This is a genomic window from Acidithiobacillus sp. HP-2, assembly GCF_015100155.1.
GTDB lineage: Bacteria > Pseudomonadota > Gammaproteobacteria > Acidithiobacillales > Acidithiobacillaceae > Acidithiobacillus.
Map to the genome: position 1 here is coordinate 47,876 of NZ_JACKZA010000015.1, position 20,200 is coordinate 68,075.

A 20,200-nucleotide genomic window follows, 5' to 3' on the forward strand; every position below is an offset into this window, starting at 1 on the left:
CTTGTTGAATACACTTGCATAAAGCATCGTTGGCGTCTAAATGGCGGGCATAAGTCCATCCAGAGTTTTGGGAGATTCCCTCAATGCAAGTTTATAATCCATTTGTCCGCAAGCTCGGCAGTCTGCCCCAAAACACTGCTGAGTTACCATCCCCGGAGGCTGGCATCGGTCTTATCGGGGTGATTTTCTGGATTTTGATGCTGGTACTGGCCATTGCTTTTGTCGTGAAAGTGATGCCCAGCTACTATGATTACTGGTCCTTACAAAACATCGTCAAGCAACAGGCGCAACAGGCTGGACCCGAAGAATCCGCCGGACAAATACTGTATAATCTGAATGGCAGGCTGGGTGTCGCCATGATCCACATTCCACAAAAAGACATCATTATTGAAAAAGCGGGTTCTGGACCGGTTCTGATTACCGTTACCTACGACAAAATAGTGCCTTTGGCAGGAAATATGAGCCTGCTTCTGCATTTTCAGGCAAAGGGCGGTCACTGAAGTGTTCGTCTGAAAGCGGTCGTGGGCCGGGAAGCTTTTTGCTCCATTGTTCCATGCCTGTTGTTCCAAGGCGCATCCTGCTGTCAGGAGAGAACTCGCCCTGCGGGCTCAAACAGCTCTCCTGACGGGCGCAGGATTTCGCCAGGAACAACAACGGCTCAGAAGAAAAGTCGCTGCAAAGCTTCCCGGACCACGACCGCTTTCAGGAATATTCAGGATCAGCTCAGCACTTCACCAGCGACTGAAGTTTTTTCGGAGTATTCGCGACCTGTTCTTTCCGTGTATGATGGCGCTGTTTTTTGTTTCAAAATCACTGAGAATGGGGTTATGGGTTCGCTGGATACACTGCAAAAAACGCTGGGATACCGCTTTGCCGAAATGGGTTTGCTCACCCAGGCATTGACGCATCGTAGTGCTGGATCTGCACATAATGAACGACTGGAATTTCTGGGTGATGCTGCCCTTAATTTTGTGGTGGCGGCCCGACTGTTTGGTCGTTTCCCCAAGGTGAGCGAGGGCGATTTATCCCGTATGCGCGCACGGCTGGTGCGCGAAGAAACGCTGGCTGAAATTGCCGGTGAAATTGCCTTGGCGGATTATCTGATTTTGGGTCCGGGCGAAGTGCGCAGTGGTGGCGCGCGGCGCGATTCCATTCGCGCCGACGCCCTGGAAGCCGTTATTGGTGCGGCCTTTCTGGATGGAGGCTTCAGTGCGGCTGAAGGCATTGTCCTCAAGTTGCTGGAACCGCGTATTACCGATCAGTTGGGTGATGCTGAATTGCGTGACCCCAAAACCCGTTTGCAGGAATTTTTGCAGGGTCGAGGGCGACCCCTGCCGATTTATACGCTCATTGAAGAAAAAGGGCAGGCCCACGAAAGACGATTTGTGGCGCGCTGTAGTGTTCCCGGAATTGAGCCCACGGAAGCAGAAGATGGCAGTCGGCGCAAAGCCGAGCAGCAGGCGGCTACATTGATGCTTACGCAACTGCAGAACACGCCGCGTGGCTGAAAATACCGATCAGGACCGCGTCGAAACCTACCGGAGTGGTTATGTAGCCCTGCTGGGCCGCCCCAATGTGGGGAAATCTACCCTGCTCAATCATCTGGTGGGGCAAAAAATCAGTATTACGGCCCCCCGTCCACAAACTACCCGTGATCAGATTCTGGGCATTTTAACCCGATCTGATGGTCAGGCCCTGTTTTTGGATACCCCGGGTGTTCATAGTGGTTACCGTAGCCTGAACAGGCACCTGCTAAGAGCAACGCGAGGCGCCTTGGAGTCGGCAGATCTGGGTGTATTGGTGGTGGAGGCCCTAGCCTGGACAGCTGATGATGGAGAAGCCCTGCGCTGGTTGCAGCGTAGTGGCATTCCGATACTGGCTGTGGTCAATAAAATAGACAAAATCAAGACCAAAGAGCGTCTGTTTCCTTACTTGCAGAGTTTGTCCGAACGCGCTGATTTCGCCGCAGTCATTCCTCTGTCAGCGCGTAAAACCGGGGATGTGGAACGATTGGCTGATGTACTGATTCCGTTATTACCCCTTTCGGAAGCGGTGTTTCCTGAAGATCAGGTCACGGATCGGAATATGCGTTTCATGGCAGCGGAAATTATTCGTGAACAGATTTTCCGGCAGTTAGGCGCAGAATTACCTTACGACACGGCTGTTGCCATTGATAGTTATCAGGTTGAAAACGGACAACAGCGTATTGAGGCGACCATTTACTGTCGGCGCTCAGGTCAAAAAGCCATCATTCTTGGTGAGGGTGGCAGTCGCTTGCGGGTTATTGGTAGTCGTGCCCGGGAAGCATTGCAGCAGTTGACCGAAGAACGTGTCTGGCTGGGCCTTTGGGTCAAACAAAAAGAGCAATGGACGGACGATCCCCATATTTTGCGCGAGCTGGGGTATGACGACTGAGTCCGGTGATCGGGCCTGGGTATTGCACCGCTATGCTTATGGAGATTCGAGTCTGGTGGTAGAGTTTTTCAGCCGGAAACAGGGACGTCTGGGGCTGCTGGCCAAGGGCGCACGACGTCCCCGCTCGCCACTTGCCAGAATTGAGGCGGGGCGACCGCTGTGGATTCGCTGGCAGGGGAAAGGGGATCTGCCCTTATTGGTCCAGGCCGAAGAACTGGCTGCCGTACATCCCCTGAATACCCTGCAAAACCTGAGCTTGTTTTACATGAACGAGTTACTGTTGCGGCTCACCCAGCGCGCTGATCCATTTCCCGAGTTTTTTGATCAGTACGAAACCACTATCGAGGGCTTCAACGATGTCGCAGCAATCGCCTGGAATCTGCGGCGCTACGAACGGCATCTGCTCGAAGCTTTGGGCTGGGCTGCAGATCTGAGCCATTGTGGACAATGTGGTATCACCCTGACACCCGACACCAAATGGTCTTACCTGACCCAGACCGGGGTATTTTGTCCCCGTCATACACCAGAACAAGGGTCTGTAAGCATTCCTGCAGAAGCCTTGCAATGGCTTGATGGCCCGATGAACAGCGCGCCAGCTTCCGGCTATAATGCGCACTTGAGAAATTACCTGGAACGTGAACTGCAGGTCCATCTCGGCAGCAAGGCACTGGAGAGTCGGCGCCTCCTTGCGGCATACTTGCAACGCCATAAGCGTAGCGCATCAACCTGAACCATGAGGAGCATCATCCATGATTGCCTTGGGTGTTAATATTGATCATGTGGCCACCCTGCGCCAGGCGCGGGGCACCCGATATCCCGACCCGATCGAAGCGGCCTTTGTCGCAGAACGCGCCGGAGCCGATGCCATTACTGCGCACCTGCGCGAAGATCGTCGCCATATTCAGGAACGGGACATCGAGATTCTCTGCCAGATCCTGCAGACCCGCCTCAATCTGGAAATGGCAGTAGAAGAAGGGGTAATGCGCATTGCCGAGCGACTGTCTCCCAGTGATTGCTGTCTGGTCCCGGAACGGCGTGCCGAACTCAGCACCGAAGGCGGACTGGATGTTGCCGGACAAATGCCACGCATCAGGGAAGCCTGCCAGCGTCTGGCCCAGGCCGGGGTGAGAGTGTCTTTGTTTGTTGATCCGGACCCTTTTCAGCTGGAAGCAGCGGCAGAAACGGGTGCTCCGGTGGTGGAATTGCACACTGGTCGCTATGCCAATGCGCCCGATACGGCAAAACGTCTTGAAGAACTGGGTTTGATTGGCAGTGCGGTCAATTTTGCAGAAAGCCTGGGGCTGCAGGTGAATGCCGGGCATGGGCTGGATTACCATAATGTCCAGGCGATTGCTGCCATTCCGGGTATTCGTGAGTTGAATATTGGTCATGCCATTGTTTCCCATGCAGTATTTAGCGGTCTTGGTGCCGCTGTGACGGAAATGAAGCGATTGATGCTTGAGGCCCGTGGATGATTGTCGGAATGGGTACAGATATTGTGGCTGTGGACCGCATGGCCCGTTTGCACGCCCGCTATGGTCTGCGTCTGAATGAACGCATTCTGGGCCCTCTGGAGCGTGCTGATCTGCCTGATGAAGCGGCTGCTGCTGCGGCTTTTCTGGCACGTCGGTTTGCCGCAAAGGAAGCGGCCTATAAGGCGCTGGGAAGCGGTCTGGGTGAAGGTATGCGCTGGTCGGACGTACAGGTTACCCACGACGCTGCCGGCCGGCCGCAATTGCTGATGCAGGGGAAATCCGGAGAATTGCTGGCGCAATGGGGAAGGGAGGTGCGTACCTGGCTTTCCATCAGTGATGAACGGCGTTATGCCACTGCGGTGGTCATTCTGGAATTGGGAGCCTAACGCATGAAAGTAACGGTTGTCGGAACCGGATATGTGGGTCTGGTCACTGGAGCCTGCCTTGCCCAGGTCGGTAATCAGGTGCTTTGTGTGGATATCGATGCGGATAAGGTAGCGCGTTTGCGTCAGGCTGAAGTCCCCATATACGAACCCGACTTGCCGGGCATTGTGCAGGATGGGGTCAAAAGTGGAAGACTGCAGTTTACGACGGATATTGCTGCGGGTGTTGCGCATGGCAACTTTGTATTCATTGCGGTAGGCACCCCACCCGAAGAAGACGGCTCTGCGGACCTGCGTCATGTTCTGGCTGTTGCGGGTGAAATTGGTCAGCATCTGCAAAATCCGGTGATTGTCATCAACAAATCCACGGTTCCGGTGGGAACCGCGCGCAAAGTACAGGATCATATTGCGGCCGTCCTGACAAAGCGCGGGGTGGATATCCCTTTCGTGGTGGTCTCCAACCCGGAGTTTTTGAAAGAAGGTGCGGCGGTAGCGGATTTCATGAAACCAGACCGGATTGTGGTGGGTACCGATGATCCCGTTGCTGCCGAAAAAATGCGCGCGCTCTATGCACCCTTTAACCGTAATCATGACCGCCTCATCATCATGGATCCACCTTCCGCCGAACTGACCAAATATGCTGCCAATGTCATGTTGGCCACCAAAATTTCGTTGATGAACGAACTGGCTGGGCTGGCCGAATGTGTGGGTGCGGATATTGAACAGGTACGTCGGGGCATTGGTGCGGACCCCCGCATTGGTTATTCGTTTATTTATCCAGGCTGTGGTTATGGGGGATCCTGTTTTCCCAAGGATGTACGCGCCCTGGAGTACAGCGCCAGGCAACATGATTTTGACGCCCCGCTGCTTACGGCAGTAGAAGCCGTCAATAATCGCCAGAAACAGATTCTGGAAAAAAAACTGGTAGCCGTCCTCGGCGAAGACCTGAAAGGAAAAAAAATTGCCATATGGGGCCTGGCCTTCAAACCCAATACCGACGATTTGCGCGAAGCCCCCAGCCGGGTACTGATTGCGGGTATCCTGAAAAGAGGTGGCACAGTGCAGGCCTATGATCCTGTAGCCATGGATGAGGTTGGGCGGGTGTACGCCGGGGAGTCAGCACTGACCCTTTGCGTCGATCCTTATGCGGCCTGCGAGGGCGCGGATGCCCTGGTTATATGTACGGAATGGCAGGAGTTTCGCAGTCCGGATTTTGCTGAAATGCGTCGGCTTCTCCGTCAGGCGGTCATTGTCGACGGCCGCAATATTTATGAACCGACGGTACTGCGGGCAGAGGGTTTCGTCTATTCTGCCATTGGACGGCCTTGATATGTTAAATGCACTGGATAATCTCGCTCAGGCCCGGGTCGCCATCATTGGCGACGTGATGCTGGATCGTTACTGGTTTGGCAAGGTCGATCGTATTTCGCCGGAAGCGCCGGTGCCCGTAGTACAGGTTCGTCGTGAAGAAGAGCGTCCGGGCGGGGCTGCCAACGTTGCGCTGAATGTGCTTTCCCTGGGAGCTGAGGCGCATTTGCTGGCACCAGTCGGCGAGGATGCTGCGGGGGCTCAGCTGACCCGCCTTCTTGAGCAGGCGGGTGTCAAAACCCGACTGATCGCAGATGCCAGTTACCCGACTACGGTGAAATTGCGGGTCATTGGCCATCAACAGCAGTTGCTGCGCATGGATTTTGAGTCACAGCCCAGCTCCGAGCATGGGGAAAATATGCGCGCCATGGCCCATGAAATATTGATGGGTGCGGGTGCCTTGCTGCTTTCCGATTATGGAAAAGGGGCCTTGCAGGCGGTCGAATCCCTGATTGCGTCCGGGCGGGCTGCAGGCCTGCCGGTGCTGATTGATCCCAAAGGACGGGATTACCGTCCTTATGCCGGAGCCACCATTATTACGCCCAACCTGAGTGAATTTCAGGCAGTGGCAGGGACCTGGACGAGTGAAGAACAATTTCTGGCGCTGGGCCGGGAATGGCGCCAGAAATTGCGGCTGGAAGCACTTCTGGTCACACGCGGCGAGGAGGGGATGACCCTGTTCACCGAAAATGCCATTCATCATCATCCCGCCCGGGCGCGTGAAGTGTTTGATGTGACCGGTGCCGGGGATACGGTCATTGCCACCCTGGCGACGGCCCTGGCCGCCGGATGGCCCATGGATCAGTCGGTAGAACTGGCTAACCGGGCGGCAGGTATTGTGGTCGGCAAGCTGGGGGCGGCCGTTGTCAGTTGCGAAGAACTGGCTGCCCAGGGCGGCGAATGAAGCAAGACCCCGATTCTTCAGGCTTGCCACGTCTGCCCGTACCCAAATTGCTGCAGCGGCGCATTGGTCGTGCGGTAGCTGATTTTCGCATGATCCAGCCCGGTGACCGCATACTTTTGGCGCTTTCTGGGGGTAAGGATTCGCTCACGTTGCTGCACATGCTCCGTGCCATGCAGCGGCAATTTTCGGTGCCCTTTGAGCTGGGGGTGGCGACTGTTGACCCCATGAGTCCCGACTACGATCCGCAAGTACTGCTGCCTTACATGGAATCTCTCGATATTCCTTATTTTCTGGAGCGACAGGATATTTACGAGCGGGCCAAAAAGCATCTGTTGCGCCCCTCCTACTGCAGCTTTTGTGCGCGCATGCGCCGGGGAGTTCTTTATCGCTGCGCCCGCCGCGAAGGTTACAATGTTCTCGCTTTGGGGCAGCATCTCGATGATTTTGCCGAAAGCTTTTTCATGTCCATGTTCTATAATGGCGAAATGCGGACCATGAAAGCCCATTATCGCGTCAGGGAAGGGGATTTACGGGTTATTCGTCCGCTGGTGTATTGTCGCGAACGGCAGATGCGCCAGCATGCTGAAGAACAAAAATTACCTGTCATTTATGAGAACTGTCCGGCCTGTTTTGGCAAACCCACAGAACGTCAACACATGAAAGAACTGCTGGCGCAACAGGAAGCCCATGATCCGCGCCTGTTCAGGCAGCTTCAGCGCGCCTTGCAGCCGCTGATGGGAACGGGTCTGGAAGATTTGCATTTTGAGGATGAGCATGACTGATTTTTCACAAGTTTTTTACTGGGAAACCCTACCATTACGCGGCGCGCGTTGCCGCCTTGACGGGGTTTATGCCCGGGTGTTACGGGACTTCAAGGGACAGGATGACATGGCCCAACTATTGGGCGAAGCGTTGGTAGGTCTGGCCTTATTGGCCACCACCCAGAAAAATTATGAACGTCTGATTATTCAGGCGCAAAGCAAAGGCCCGCTGAAACTTCTGGTTGCGGAAATGACGGCTGCCGGAGGTATGCGTGCCTATGGTAACTGGGAGGAGGGTGTCTCGGTGGACTTGTCACATTTGCCCGACGCCCTGCTGGCTATTACCGTGGATATGGGCATGGATCGGGATCGTTATCAGGGGCTGGTTGAGCTGCGCGAAAGTCTCACCCTTTCCCTGAATGCCTATTTTGCTGAATCCGTGCAGTCCCCCGCGTATTTTCGCCTGGTCGCTGATCCACAACGGCAGCAGGCGGGCGGCTATTTTCTGCAACGTCTGCCTGGCGTGCTGGCTGCGGAAGACTGGGAACTGGCGACCCAATTCATCGCCATTGGCTCAGATCAGTCACTGCTGCAGGCAAAACCGGAACAGTTCCTGCCGGAAATTTTCCCCGATTCGGCGGTTCGACTGCATACACCACAAGCCCTGTTTTTCTCCTGTTCCTGTTCCCCCGAAAAAGTGGAACGCATGCTGATTTCGTTGGGGCAAACAGAAGCGGAAGAGACTCTTCAAAGTGAGGGAGAGATAGTGGTGACCTGCGAATATTGTCAGGAAGTGTACCGCTTTGGTGAAGAAGACGTGGCCTTGATGTTTGCGCCGGAACATCCTCTGCACTGATTTTTGTGTCCCCTGAGGAGAATTTCCTGATTGGTGCTCTGGCTGCTTCTACGTTATGATTGCCAATCCTCAGTGACGACTGACTGACAGAAACTTTGTCTGTCATATCCAGTCTAACAGAGGGTATAGGGGGCGACCGGCTTCGACGCAGGTCGCGAAGCCTTCGGTGCATGCAGAGCTGCGGTTTGCTCTTAAAACTGGTCGCAGATTCATAATTGCCAACGACAGCAATTACGCCCTCGCTGCTTAAGCAGTGAGCCCTCTGCCCGGATTTGTTCGTGGATCCGGAGTCGAAAGACGCGCGGAGGGTCATAAAACACGGAATCGGGTCTGTTCTAGTCTGTGGAACCGATCCTAAACTAAAGCAGAATCGCCGTAGCATCATCCTGTTTGTCGGAGGGTGGCGCGGTTAAAGCCAATAGACAAACTACGCATGTAGATCCGGTGGTCTAGGTACTGCGGACGCGGGTTCAATTCCCGCCGCCTCCACCAATGACGTTAAGTAAGCCCCAGATTTTAAGGGGCTTTATTTTTTACAGCTTGGCTGCGTCTTACTTTTGGCTCTCGGTTAACAGTATTCCATCGGTAGTTGGTGAGGGCCAGTGTGAGGAATATCTTGTCAGGACGATGTCAGGACAACTACAATGAGGGCATTCAAGATCAGTCAGGAGGGGCACCATGAGCACTCTGAATCTTCCCAAGACCGAGCGTATTGACGTTCGTGCAAGCACGCCGGTCAAGCAACTGTTGCAGGAGGCCGCTCGCGCCTGCCACAAGAACGTAAGCGAGTTCCTTCTTGATGCGGGTGTGACGGCGGCCGCACAGACGCTGGCGGATCGTCGTCAGTTCGTGTTGGACGACGCGCAGTGGCAAGCATTTCAGGAAGCGCTGGACCGTCCGGTGCAAAGTAAGCCGCGCCTGAAAAAATTGCTGCTTGAGCCCGGAGTGCTTGGTTGAGCGGCGGCTACTCGCCTGTTCGCAAGCTTGCAGCAACGGATCAGGTCGACGCCTTCGACTGCGGCCAAGCCGCGCTGAACCAGTTCCTGCAGCGCTACGCACTCGTAAACCAGAATGCCAACAGCGCGCAGACCTACGTCTGCTGCCAGGGTGACGTGGTGGTCGGCTACTACAGCCTCGCCGTCGGCAGCGTCGATCCTCAAGCCGCTCCGTCAAGAGTGATGAAGGGGCTGGCGCGTCACCCGGTGCCGGTCATGATCCTGGCCCGGCTCGCCGTGGACAAGGAGCATCAGCGCAAGGGACTGGGCCAGGCCTTGCTCAAGGATGCGCTGCTGCGCACCGCACAGGCTGCCGACATAGCCGGCATTCGCTGCGTGCTGGTCCATGCCAAGGACGATGCGGCGCGGCAGTGGTACGAATCCTGGGAATTCGAGCCCAGCCCGACCGATCCGTATCACTTGTTCCTGATGCTCAAGGATCTCAAGAGTTTGTTGCGCTGAGGCGGTGTCACCACCTCAAAACCCAATCCGCGCCCGCTGCTCGTCCCACAACAACGGCGTCCCCAATGCCGTATCAAGAGGGCATTCTTGACGACCGTCTCGCCTTTCCCGATCAGGAAATAGCAGACCGAATCATGCCCTAACCACACTAAACATTCCCGATCGGGAAATCGATAGCGCTTTGTTGTCGAGCTTGAAGCAGGCAAGCCCACCTTGCGGCTGGAAAACGTGCTGCGGGTCATTGATACCCTGGGCGGTGAAATCCATTTGAGCGGATTGCCATCAGTTGCGTCCGACGATCAACGGGAGGATGACGGTCATGGCACATGAGCTGGAAGTCTGGCTTTTCGCAGATCGTGTCGGCACGTTGGCGCTGGTTGATGGGAGTCGTGGTCATCCTGGATGAATTGTCGCGTCGACCTATGCTCGCAGGCAAAGACGGATTGCGGCTTTCCTTGGCCGGTGCCCAGGACAAATTGCCAGTGGTTTTCGATGGTGCCCGCATTGGTCTGCCCCTCAATGGCACGTCGAGCTCCCACATCTTGAAATTGTCATTAAATCCGCGCTGAATGATATGCAGATTCAAGACGGAGTGGTTGACCTTCATCTCATGAAATACTTTACTTAATCCGCAGTCATCGCTAACATGCCGCGCTTATGTTTTCCGCTAAAACCAACAGTCTGCATCTTGCCAAAGTGACCGGCCCCGGCGATCGCCTGGAAGGTCCGGTTGATCTTGCTGCATGGAGCCGTCTGGCGGCGGCGATGGCAGAGCTGGAATCGGTGCAGGCAGATATGGATTTGCAGCGAAGTGGTTCAGTCGTGTTGGCAGACGGATATATAGAGGTTTCTGGACAAATTCGCTGTGAGCGTTGTCTGGGAAACATGCCTTTGTCCTTAAAGGTACCCGTGCATAGCGGTCTGGCTGAAACCGAAGAGATGGTCAGTACGTTGGATCCTGATCTGGACATCGTGTTGGCCGATAAGGGTGTTGTGGCACTGCAGGCGTGGTTGGAAGACGAGGTTCTGCTGGCTTTGCCCATGATTCCGCGTTGTGCGGAGTGGCAATCTGGCATTTGTCCGGTATCCGGACTGGAAGCACTTATTATTGTTGATTAATGGAGATTTGAGACATGGCCGTACCACAAAGTAAAACCTCCCATTCACGTCGTAATATGCGTCGTGCCCATGATTTTCTGACAACCGTCAACCGCTCGGTCTGTGCGAATTGTGGCGCTGCCAAGTTGCCTCATCACGTTTGCCCCGAGTGCGGATTCTACAAGGGCCGTGAAATGGTCAAGAAGTCTGTGGAAGCCTGAGTGACTTGCTGAACCGGCACAACGCGAGGTCGTTCTCATGCCGCATATAGCGGTCGATGCGATGAGCGGAGACAGTGGCCCATCGACGGTAATTCCTGCCATCAAGGATCTTGTGCAGAATTACCCCGATGTCACTTTTCATCTGGTCGGGGACAGTCCTATCCTGAAAAATGAATTGCAACGCATGCATCTTCAGGATTCGGAGCAGGTGAAAATCCACCATGCCAGTCAGGTGATAGGTATGGATGAGGCACCTTCCCAGGCATTGCGGGGTAAGCGCGACTCATCCATGCATATAGCCATTGCCCTGGTTCGCGACGGGCACGCAGATGCGGTGGTCAGTGCGGGTAACACTGGTGCCTTGATGGCTATGGGTAAAGTATTTTTGCGGACTATTCCGGGTATAGATCGTCCGGCGATTGCCGCCTTCCTACCGACTACTACAGGGCGTTTTTTGGCCCTGGATTTAGGTGCCAATGTGGATTGCCATCCAGAACATCTGCTCCAGTTCGCGGTCATGGGCTCGATTCTCGCCGAACGGGTGATGGGCGTAGCCAAGCCACGTGTCGGCCTGCTCAATATCGGGTCTGAAGAAATCAAGGGTAATGAGCAGGTCAAGGAAGCTTCTCTGCTGCTGCGTGCGGCACGGCTCAACTTCATTGGTAATGTCGAAGGTTCGGACATTTATCGCGGCATTGCTGATGTGGTCGTTTGTGATGGTTTTGTGGGGAATGTCGCACTGAAAACTTCAGAAGGACTGGCCAGCATGATCAGTCACGAATTGCGCGCCAGTTATACGCAAGGAATTTATGGAAAACTGGCTTATCTGGTCAATCGGCCCATCTTGCAGCGATTAAGAAAGCGTCTGGATTCCCGGCAGTATAATGGGGCTACCTTGCTGGGCCTGAATGGGATTGTCATTAAAAGTCATGGTAATGCCGATCGCTACGCATTTGCGCGGGCGGTGGAAGTCGGAATTGCCGAAGCCAGGCACCGTCTGACCCTGCATATTGCTGAAGTCATTCAGGAAAACCTCAACCCTGTGGTGCGAAACAGCGCGTGAATCCCATTTATAGTCGTATTGCCGCTACTGGCGGATATCTGCCCGAGCGCGTCATGCATAATGCCGATCTCGAACAGATGGTAGACACCAGTGATGCCTGGATTTTTGAGCGTACCGGTATTCGTTCGCGGCATATTGCTGCAGAAAACGAAAAAACCGTTGACATGGCCGAGCACGCCGCCCGGCAAGCCTTACGGGATGCAAATATTCAGGCAGAAGACCTGGATCTCATTCTGGTCGCCACTACCACGCCCGATCAGATTTTTCCCAGTACGGCCTGTCTGTTGCAAGCCCGACTGGGTAATCGCGGCGCGCCGGCCTTTGACGTGCAGGCAGTATGTACCGGTTTCATTTATGCTCTGGCTACAGCTGATCAATTTATTCGCAGTGGTACAGTTAAAACGGCCCTGGTAGTCGGGGTGGAAAGCATGTCCCGCATTGTCGACTGGGCCGATCGTTCGACCTGCATTTTGTTTGGAGATGGGGCTGGCGCGGTGGTCTTACGTGCAGATTCGACACCCGGCATTATTTCTTCGCATATTCATGCCGATGGATCCTATGCTGAATTGCTGCAGGTTCCAGAAGGTCGCGAGCAATTGACCATGCAGGGTAATGCCGTTTTCCGTATGGCCGTGCGCACGCTGGGAGAAATTGTTCAGGAAACTCTGGCAGAAAACCAAATGGGTCCAGAGGATATTGACTGGTTGGTACCCCATCAGGCCAATATCCGCATCATCCAGGCTACGGCCGATAAATTGAAGCTGCCCATGGATCGGGTAGTGACGACGGTGGAACATCATGGTAATACTTCTGCAGCATCGGTGCCTTTGGCACTGGATGATGCAGCCAGGCGGGGATGCTTCAAGGCCGGGCAAAATCTTCTGCTGGAAGCCTTCGGCGGTGGTTTTACCTGGGGTTCGGCGTTGTTGCGTTGGGCTTGAAGTTTATGTTGCCCACGGGCATCAACTGACAGTTTGCTTTTGGAGGAGGTTCGATTGCACGGCTCTATCGCCTTTGTGTTTCCCGGTCAGGGTTCCCAGTCTGTTCAAATGCTTGCCGATCTGGCGTCTACCCATCCTCTGGTCCAGGAGGTTTTTGCAGAAGCCACTGACGTATTGGGAGAAGATCTCTGGTCTCTCAGTCAGAATGGCCCTGTCGAAAAACTCAACCAGACCCGCTGGACCCAGCCCCTGATGCTGGCTGCCGGATATGCGGTGTACCGGGTATGGGAGGAAGAGGGCGGTGCTTATCCCGATTTTGTCGCCGGGCATTCCCTGGGTGAATATACGGCGCTGATAGTCGCCGACGCTCTGGATTATGCCGATGCGGTTCGCCTGGTGGCCGAACGTGGCCGTTTGATGCAGGCGGCCGTGCCGGAAGGTTCCGGTGCCATGGCAGCGGTCATTGGTCTGGCGGATGACGATCTCAAGCGGCTCTGTGCCCAGGAAGCTCAGGATAATGTCCTCTCTGCCGCGAACTTTAACGCGCCTGGACAGGTAGTGGTGGCTGGCGAAACCGCCGCAGTGGAAAGACTGGTTGAATCGGCCCGGGCTGCCGGAGCCAAACGGGTCGTTATGCTGCCGGTCAGTGTCCCCAGTCACTGCAGTTTGATGACTGAGGCCGCCCAACAATTTGCCACAGTGCTGGAGTCGGTCGCTTTCCGCGCCCCGAAGGCCATGCTCATCCACAATGCTGACGTGTTGAGTCATAGCACGCCGGAAAGCATTCGTGCCGTTCTGGCCAAGCAATTATACAGTCCGGTACGCTGGACCGAGACCATTCGTTATCTGGCCCGCCAGGGTGCCCTGACCTTTGTGGAAATGGGACCTGGGCGGGTTTTATCCGGCCTTGGCAAACGGATTGAACCTTCTTTGACCATGCTGCATGTAGAAGATGGTAAAAGCCTCAAGGCTGCTCTGGAGCTGGTTTGATGGGAAGCACACTGGAAAATCAGGTCGCGCTGGTTACCGGAGGCAGTCGCGGTATTGGTCAGGAAGTAGCCCGGGTGCTCGGCGAAGAAGGCGCCATGGTCATTGCTACAGCGACCACCAGCAAGGGGGCTGAGGCCATTTCTGCAAATTTTCAGGCCAGCGGCATCCAAGGACACGGGGTTGTTCTGGATGTCACGGATGATGCGGCGATGGATGTCTGCCTGAAAAAAATTCAAAGCGAATATGCTGCGCCCAGCATACTGGTAAACAATGCAGGAATCACTCGGGACCAGTTACTGTTGCGCATGAAAGATGAAGACTGGGATGCGGTGATGGCGACCAATTTGCGCGCCGTTTATCGCCTCAGCAAAATTTGTCTGCGCGATATGCTAAAGGCGCGTTTTGGCCGTATAATCAATATTACCTCGGTGGTTGGCAGCATGGGTAATGCGGGTCAAAGTAATTACGCGGCGGCCAAGGCGGGTGTAGCAGGTTTTACCCGCGCCCTGGCCAGAGAAGTGGCTGGCCGTCAGGTGACGGTCAATTGTGTGGCTCCTGGTTTTATCAGTACCGATATGACCGAAGGCTTAGGTGAGTCTCATAAGGAAGCGCTTTTACAGCAAATTCCTGCGGGTCGCCTGGGTACTGTCGCCGATGTGGCGGGTGTTGTGGCTTATCTGTCCAGCCCGCAGGCCGGTTATATCACCGGACAAATTCTTCATGTCAATGGTGGCATGTGGATGGGGTAGGGTAACGTTGGCTTTACAGGACTGCACCCCTGTGGTCCAATCTCGCCGACAATAATTTTTAACCAGCAAAGGAGTTTCTCCCAAATGGAAAATGTGGCAGAACGTGTAAAGAAAGTAGTAGTCGAGCAGTTGGGCGTCAATGAAGATGAAGTGACCAATGAGGCTTCCTTTGTGGATGACCTGGGCGCCGATTCTCTGGACACCGTGGAACTGGTCATGGCTCTTGAAGAAGAATTCGACTGTGAAATTCCTGATGAAGAAGCTGAAAAAATTGCTACCGTGCAGCAGGCTATTGATTATGTATCCGCACACATGCCCGCCAAGGATGCCTGAGACATCGCCTTTTTCAGGAACATGAGGAGAACCGACCGTTGAAAAGACGCGTTGTCATTACAGGGCTGGGTATAGTTTCCCCTGTGGGGATCGGTATATCTGCGGCTTGGGATGCCATTGTGCAGGGACGTAGTGGTATTGGTCGCGTCACACGTTTTGATCCTGCCCCTTACAGTTCGCAAATCGCCGGAGAAGTACGCGGTTTTGATGTCACCCAATACATTCCCGGCAAAGATGCCAAAAAAATGGATTTGTTCATTCATTACGGCATTGCGGCAGCGATGGAAGCCATTGCAGATTCCGGCCTGAAAATCAGTTCAGACTTTGCCGAGCGGGTGGGTGTATCCATAGGCAGCGGTATCGGTGGCTTGCCCGGCATTGAATCCGAACATACTGTCGTCACGGAAAGCGGTCCCAGACGTATTTCTCCGTTTTTTATTCCGCGTTGTATTGTCAACATGGTGGCAGGCCACATTTCCATCATGTACGGAGCCAAAGGCCCGAACATTGCCATGGCTACGGCCTGTTCTACGGGTACCCATTCCATCGGCGACGCTGCCCGACTCATCGAATACGGAGATGCCGACGTCATGATTGCCGGAGGGGCAGAAGCGGCAATCAGCCCTCTGGGTTTGGGTGGCTTCTCGGCAGCCCGGGCACTCTCCACCCGCAACGATGTACCTGAAAAGGCCAGCCGTCCATGGGACAAGGATCATGACGGTTTTGTGCTGGGTGAAGGTGCTGGTGTTCTTATCCTTGAAGAATATGAGTTTGCCATGCGTCGTGGTGCCCGTATTTATGGGGAACTGGTCGGTTATGGCATGAGTTCTGATGCTTATCACATGACGCAGCCCGCCGCAGGGGGGGAGGGTGCAGCCCGATGTATGCGTCTGGCATTACATAATGCCGGTCTCCAGCCGGAACAGGTGGACTATATCAATGCCCACGGCACTTCCACCCCTTTGGGCGATCGTGCCGAGACTGAAGCTGTGCATGCCGTATTTGGAGAGCATGCGCGATCTTTAGCCATGAGTTCCACCAAATCCATGACCGGCCATTTGCTGGGTGCAGCGGGAGGGGTGGAGGCCGTATTTACCACGCTTGCCCTGCATCATGGCATATTGCCGCCGACCATCAATCTGGATACAGCGGATGAAGGCTGCGATCTGGACTATGTCCCCTTGCAAGCCCGCCAGCAAAGCGTAGATGTCGCTTTGAGCAATTCTTTCGGTTTTGGTGGTACCAACAGCACCCTCGTATTTCGCCGCCATAGCGACTAATCCGTTCAGTGCGCGTGCAGGCCGTGATGATGGATGGGGTCCCGCAACAATCGGGAGCCTGTCCGGCTGCTCTTGACCGCGCTTTTCATTATGGTGATGGTCTGTTTGAGACTATCGCCATCATTCAGGGTAAACCCCTGTTCTGGGATGAGCATCTCCAACGCCTTCAGGCGGGCGCGCAATTATTGCAGATGAATCTATCCGGACGATTGCCGTGGCTTGAAGATTTTCAGCAACTGCAAGAGCATGTTTCTTTACCCGAGCGGTACGTTCTCAAGCTGATTTTAAGTCGTGGTTCGGGAGGGGGTTATGCTATTCCCTGCAATGGCTCCGTCGCCCGTTATGTGTTTGCTTCGGACTGGCCAGAGCGTAGTGCAGCCTGTTGGCATCCGGGGATTCTCGCAGATATTTGCCCGGTTCCCCTGTTGACTGGAGCTCCTTATCTGACATCGAAAACCCTGAATCGTCTGAATCAGGTCATGGCCCGCAATGCCTTGCCGCAGGAATACGCCGAGGGCGTTGTCCTCGATCAGCAGGGCTTTTTGCGCGAAGGGATCATGTCCAATTTATTCTGGGTTGCTGCGGGCGTGGTCCATACACCCTCACTGGAGGAGGGGGGTATTGCCGGAATCCAGCGTCAGGCGATTTTGAATTGGCTGCAGACATCGGGCATTCCCTGCCAAATCGGGGATTATCGGGCAGAAAGCCTGATCGAGGCCGAGGAAATTTTTTTCAGTAACAGTCTGATTGGCATCTGGCCGGTCAGGCGTTTTCAGGATCGCAACATGGCAGGCAGCCAGGGTAAAATCAGTGCCCAAATACTGCAATGGCAGGCAACACTCGGGCTGGGTCCATCCTGATGCGGCGCATAATCCTGACTTTGCTGCTGGTTATTATTCTCGCTCCGCTGGGCTATTACGGTGTGACCATGTACTTGCCGCAATCTTTTCCCAAGCCGGGAAAGCAGGTCCCCATCCGGCTCGGTAGTGGCACGTTGGAAAGTATTCAGATTCTGCACAAGGCGGGTGTTCTGCATTATCCACAGATGTTTCGTGTGGCCTGGATTTTGGCCGGTCGTCCCGTGCTGCAGGCGGGTCTGTATGATTTTCAGGGTCGTGTTTCGCAGGAGAATATTCTGCAACGTCTGATACATGGACAATCCCTGCCACTCAATGTGGTCATTATCCCCGGTTGGAATTTGTCGCTGATTCTTCAGGAGTTGCGTTTAAAGTCGCCCTATCTGAACCTGCATGGACTCCCGACGGGCGGTCAGGCCGCGCAACAACTGGCTGCTGCAGGAATCGGCACCCGGGACAGTGCTGAAGGTTGGCTTTTCCCCGACAGTTACCGTTATGTTCCCGGGACTTCAGCCCTGAGTATCCTGAAGCGCGCCTATCAACGGATGAACAACAATTTACAGCATTTATGGTCGCAACGTGCCCCCGGATTACCTTTAAAAAACCCCTATCAGGCGCTCATTCTGGCCTCTGTGGTGCAAAAGGAAGGGGCTCCTCCCGCACAACAGGCGCATATTGCGGCCGTGTTTTTGAATCGATTACGCCAGGGGATGCCACTGCAGTCAGATCCGACGGTGATTTATGCGCTGGGCAAGCACTATCAGGGGCATTTGACGCCGCAGGATATGCACGTGCCCAGTGCGTATAATACTTATCTGCATGGAGGACTCCCGCCAACGCCCATTGCCATGCCCGGCATGAGCAGTCTGCAGGCAGTATTGCATCCGAGTGACAGCCACGATCTGTATTTTATTGCCCAGGGGAATGCCTACCATTATTCGACCAGCTACAGGCAACATATCGAGCAGATAAAACGCTATCTGCAACCTACTGCGAGGACGGTTTCATGAAAGCCCAGGAATCCACAATCACACCGGGAATGTTCATCACCCTGGAAGGTATTGAAGGTGCTGGTAAAAGCTCTGCCATACCAGTGCTGGCTGCTTTTTGTGAAGCGCAGGGATTGAGCGTGGAGCGTACGCGCGAGCCGGGTGGTGGTCTTTTGGGTGAAGCCTTGCGCAGTATATTTTTGAATCCGGAATTGGCTCTGGATGCGGAAGCGGAATTACTTCTGCTTTATGCAGGGCGACGCGACCATTGGTTGAACCGGATTCAGCCAGCGCTGGCGGCAGGTAAGATCGTCCTTTGTGACCGTTATGAAGATTCCACCTATGCTTATCAAAGTGGGGGCAGGGGCTTTCCTCAAGAGCGTATTGCCGAACTCGCGCACTGGGCTGGCATTACCCGGGCACCGGATTTGACTTTCTGGTTTGATGTCAGCCCGGAACTGGGCGCTGCCCGTATTCGTGCCCGGCGGCCGGATCGTCTGGAACAGGAACAGACCCCATTTTTTACCAGAGCGCGGGCCGTGTTTGCCCAACGTCAGGCGGCCGAACCCCAGCGGATCATCCGCATTGATGCCTCAGCCCCCATGGATCAGGTGCATGCCGTGCTGGAGCAGGCCCTGGCTCCCCGTTTGCGTAAGCATTTTTCATGAAAGCTTTTCAGCCAGATCCCCAATCCTGGCAACCCATCCAGGCCTTATTGGCCTCCGGATTACCACAGACCATGCTGGCAGTCGGTGAATCCGGTTCTCTGCTGCGCCTGCATCTTGATGCACTGCAGGCCGCCACGTTGTGTTTCAAACCTACTGACGAAGGGTTTGCCTGTGAACAATGCCGCTCGTGCAAACTGCTGGCGGAAGGCTCCCATCCGGATTTATGGATAGCAGCCCCTGAGCCGGGTAAGCAGATTGCCATTGACACCTTGCGTCAGGCCATGGAATGGATTCAGTACACGCCGCAGGTCAGCAACTCGCGCTGGTTGCGTATAGATAATGCCGAAGCCATGACGGTGGCAGCCGCCAACGCCATTCTTAAAACCCTGGAAGAACCCCCCACCCGTGCACACATGGTTTTACATAGTGAACAGGCTTCGCGTCTGTTGCCCACCATTCGCTCCCGCCTGCAGCGCATTCCCCTGCCGGAAATGCAGATGGTGCAGTCCATGCACTGGCTGCAACAGCAGGGGATGGATGCGAAAAATAGCGTCGCTTTGCTCCGTCAATTAGGCAATCGGCCTTTGCGCGCTCTGGAGCTATGGGAGACAGGCTGGCTGGAGCAGCGTCAGCAATGGATGCGCAGTTTGCTGGATTTGTCAGGGCAGGGGGTTGTGGCGACCCTGAAACTTGCGGAGCAATGGAGCAAAAGTTCAGATCTACTCCTGATCCGGGAGATGATACTGAATGTCCTCGCCGATTTTATGCGATTGCGACAGGGGCTGCTGGACAGAATCGTGGACCTGGACTATCTGGAAGAGTTGCGACTGAGAGCTCCGGATATTTCGGCGGAAGCGCTGCAGTCCAACCTGGATGGCTGGTTGCAACTGCCATTGACCCTGGCCCAAAACAGCAATGCGCTGATGGTCATGGAAAAGCTGCTTTTGGACTGGCTTACATTGTGGCCAAGGAGGAAAACCCATGGAATCCAGAACTGAGCCAAAACTGGGAGGTGCAGCTACCGCGTTGTCCGTAGTGTTGCGTGATCCTCAAGCCGTACAGCGTTGCTTTATGTCTGCCATCAAGGGTGGCGGATTACTGGTGGAAACACCTAATCTTCTCCCCATGGGTACCGAAGTCCTGCTGATGATTACCCTGCCAGACAGCCAGCCCCGCGCCCCGGTGATGGGTAAGGTTATTTGGGTCACTCCTGTGGAAAACCGCGATGGCCGGCCACCGGCCATTGGCGTCCAGTTTCAGAATGATCGCTCAGGGGTACTCACGCGCATTCAGAATACGCTGTCCGGATTGCCTACCCATGGTGATGCGGTGCTGAGTTTTTGACGGAATTATCATCAGACTTTCAGTATCAGGATTTGCAGTTGCGGGTGC

At 54.8% G+C, this 20,200-nt stretch carries 26 protein-coding genes and 1 other RNA gene; all 27 read left to right on the forward strand.

The window, feature by feature from the left end; all coding sequences use genetic code 11:
- Positions 1-83 precede the first annotated feature (83 nt).
- The 27 genes from H7F11_RS12430 to H7F11_RS12560 all read left to right on the forward strand — a co-directional run bounded on the left by H7F11_RS12430 (position 84) and on the right by H7F11_RS12560 (position 20,152).
- Positions 84-500: a DUF4845 domain-containing protein gene (locus H7F11_RS12430; protein WP_193651247.1), complete on the forward strand. Its 417-nt coding sequence runs from the start codon at positions 84-86 to the stop codon at positions 498-500.
- Between the two features lie 327 nt (positions 501-827).
- Positions 828-1,508 carry a ribonuclease III gene (gene rnc, locus H7F11_RS12435; protein ID WP_193651248.1) on the forward strand — a complete coding sequence of 227 codons (681 nt, stop codon included), beginning with the start codon at positions 828-830 and terminating at the stop codon, positions 1,506-1,508.
- Complete coding sequence (era, locus tag H7F11_RS12440) at positions 1,501-2,415, forward strand: GTPase Era (RefSeq protein ID WP_024893895.1); 915 nt, start codon at positions 1,501-1,503, stop codon at positions 2,413-2,415. The genes rnc and era overlap by 8 nt, the downstream gene beginning before the upstream one ends.
- Positions 2,405-3,145: a DNA repair protein RecO gene (gene recO / locus H7F11_RS12445; RefSeq protein WP_193651249.1), complete on the forward strand. Its 741-nt coding sequence runs from the start codon at positions 2,405-2,407 to the stop codon at positions 3,143-3,145. The genes era and recO overlap by 11 nt, the downstream gene beginning before the upstream one ends.
- Positions 3,146-3,164: 19 nt before the next feature.
- Entirely contained in the window at positions 3,165-3,890 is a 726-nt protein-coding gene (gene pdxJ / locus H7F11_RS12450; protein WP_193651250.1) for a pyridoxine 5'-phosphate synthase, read from the forward strand.
- Complete coding sequence (acpS, locus tag H7F11_RS12455; protein WP_193651251.1) at positions 3,887-4,276, forward strand: holo-ACP synthase; 390 nt, start codon at positions 3,887-3,889, stop codon at positions 4,274-4,276. Before pdxJ ends, acpS begins: the two co-directional genes overlap by 4 nt.
- Positions 4,277-4,279: 3 nt before the next feature.
- Positions 4,280-5,602 (forward strand): UDP-glucose dehydrogenase family protein, encoded by a 1,323-nt coding sequence (locus tag H7F11_RS12460; protein ID WP_193651252.1) that lies wholly within the window; start codon positions 4,280-4,282, stop codon positions 5,600-5,602.
- A gap of 1 nt (position 5,603) precedes the next feature.
- The gene (gene rfaE1 / locus H7F11_RS12465; RefSeq protein WP_193651253.1) at positions 5,604-6,545 is read left to right on the forward strand and encodes a D-glycero-beta-D-manno-heptose-7-phosphate kinase; all 942 of its coding nucleotides are present in this window, start codon (positions 5,604-5,606) and stop codon (positions 6,543-6,545) included.
- Positions 6,542-7,327, forward strand: a complete 786-nt coding sequence (locus tag H7F11_RS12470; protein WP_193651254.1) for an ATP-binding protein — start codon at positions 6,542-6,544, stop codon at positions 7,325-7,327. Before rfaE1 ends, H7F11_RS12470 begins: the two co-directional genes overlap by 4 nt.
- Positions 7,320-8,162 carry an Hsp33 family molecular chaperone HslO gene (locus tag H7F11_RS12475; RefSeq protein ID WP_193651255.1) on the forward strand — a complete coding sequence of 281 codons (843 nt, stop codon included), beginning with the start codon at positions 7,320-7,322 and terminating at the stop codon, positions 8,160-8,162. Before H7F11_RS12470 ends, H7F11_RS12475 begins: the two co-directional genes overlap by 8 nt.
- A gap of 128 nt (positions 8,163-8,290) precedes the next feature.
- Positions 8,291-8,654: a transfer-messenger RNA gene (gene ssrA, locus H7F11_RS12480) on the forward strand.
- Positions 8,655-8,840: 186 nt separating this feature from the next.
- The gene (locus H7F11_RS12485; RefSeq protein ID WP_193651256.1) at positions 8,841-9,119 is read left to right on the forward strand and encodes a DUF1778 domain-containing protein; all 279 of its coding nucleotides are present in this window, start codon (positions 8,841-8,843) and stop codon (positions 9,117-9,119) included.
- Positions 9,116-9,619, forward strand: a complete 504-nt coding sequence (locus H7F11_RS12490) for a GNAT family N-acetyltransferase (RefSeq protein ID WP_193651257.1) — start codon at positions 9,116-9,118, stop codon at positions 9,617-9,619. Before H7F11_RS12485 ends, H7F11_RS12490 begins: the two co-directional genes overlap by 4 nt.
- 326 nt (positions 9,620-9,945) lie before the next feature.
- Positions 9,946-10,188, forward strand: coding sequence for a hypothetical protein (locus tag H7F11_RS12495; RefSeq protein WP_227485475.1), 243 nt, complete (start codon positions 9,946-9,948; stop codon positions 10,186-10,188).
- An 88-nt stretch (positions 10,189-10,276) separates the two neighbouring features.
- On the forward strand, positions 10,277-10,738 hold the full coding sequence (locus tag H7F11_RS12500) for a YceD family protein (protein WP_193651258.1): 462 nt from the start codon (positions 10,277-10,279) through the stop codon (positions 10,736-10,738).
- Positions 10,739-10,752: 14 nt separating this feature from the next.
- A complete protein-coding gene (gene rpmF / locus H7F11_RS12505; RefSeq protein ID WP_193651259.1) occupies positions 10,753-10,938 on the forward strand; it encodes a 50S ribosomal protein L32 in 186 nt (61 codons plus the stop codon).
- A 37-nt stretch (positions 10,939-10,975) separates the two neighbouring features.
- On the forward strand, positions 10,976-12,001 hold the full coding sequence (gene plsX / locus H7F11_RS12510; protein ID WP_193651260.1) for a phosphate acyltransferase PlsX: 1,026 nt from the start codon (positions 10,976-10,978) through the stop codon (positions 11,999-12,001).
- Positions 11,998-12,942 (forward strand): beta-ketoacyl-ACP synthase III, encoded by a 945-nt coding sequence (locus tag H7F11_RS12515; RefSeq protein WP_319803369.1) that lies wholly within the window; start codon positions 11,998-12,000, stop codon positions 12,940-12,942. Before plsX ends, H7F11_RS12515 begins: the two co-directional genes overlap by 4 nt.
- A 54-nt stretch (positions 12,943-12,996) precedes the next feature.
- The gene (fabD, locus tag H7F11_RS12520; protein WP_193651261.1) at positions 12,997-13,932 is read left to right on the forward strand and encodes an ACP S-malonyltransferase; all 936 of its coding nucleotides are present in this window, start codon (positions 12,997-12,999) and stop codon (positions 13,930-13,932) included.
- A complete protein-coding gene (gene fabG, locus H7F11_RS12525; RefSeq protein WP_193651262.1) occupies positions 13,932-14,681 on the forward strand; it encodes a 3-oxoacyl-ACP reductase FabG in 750 nt (249 codons plus the stop codon). Before fabD ends, fabG begins: the two co-directional genes overlap by 1 nt.
- 84 nt (positions 14,682-14,765) lie before the next feature.
- On the forward strand, positions 14,766-15,014 hold the full coding sequence (acpP, locus tag H7F11_RS12530; protein ID WP_193651263.1) for an acyl carrier protein: 249 nt from the start codon (positions 14,766-14,768) through the stop codon (positions 15,012-15,014).
- A 38-nt stretch (positions 15,015-15,052) separates the two neighbouring features.
- Positions 15,053-16,294, forward strand: a complete 1,242-nt coding sequence (fabF, locus tag H7F11_RS12535; RefSeq protein ID WP_193651264.1) for a beta-ketoacyl-ACP synthase II — start codon at positions 15,053-15,055, stop codon at positions 16,292-16,294.
- A gap of 26 nt (positions 16,295-16,320) precedes the next feature.
- A complete protein-coding gene (gene pabC, locus H7F11_RS12540) occupies positions 16,321-17,154 on the forward strand; it encodes an aminodeoxychorismate lyase (RefSeq protein ID WP_227485476.1) in 834 nt (277 codons plus the stop codon).
- Complete coding sequence (gene mltG / locus H7F11_RS12545) at positions 17,154-18,161, forward strand: endolytic transglycosylase MltG (protein WP_193651265.1); 1,008 nt, start codon at positions 17,154-17,156, stop codon at positions 18,159-18,161. Before pabC ends, mltG begins: the two co-directional genes overlap by 1 nt.
- Positions 18,158-18,808, forward strand: coding sequence for a dTMP kinase (gene tmk / locus H7F11_RS12550; protein WP_193651266.1), 651 nt, complete (start codon positions 18,158-18,160; stop codon positions 18,806-18,808). The genes mltG and tmk overlap by 4 nt, the downstream gene beginning before the upstream one ends.
- Complete coding sequence (locus H7F11_RS12555) at positions 18,805-19,806, forward strand: DNA polymerase III subunit delta' C-terminal domain-containing protein (protein ID WP_193651267.1); 1,002 nt, start codon at positions 18,805-18,807, stop codon at positions 19,804-19,806. Before tmk ends, H7F11_RS12555 begins: the two co-directional genes overlap by 4 nt.
- The gene (locus tag H7F11_RS12560) at positions 19,790-20,152 is read left to right on the forward strand and encodes a PilZ domain-containing protein (RefSeq protein WP_193651268.1); all 363 of its coding nucleotides are present in this window, start codon (positions 19,790-19,792) and stop codon (positions 20,150-20,152) included. Before H7F11_RS12555 ends, H7F11_RS12560 begins: the two co-directional genes overlap by 17 nt.
- Positions 20,153-20,200 lie beyond the last annotated feature (48 nt).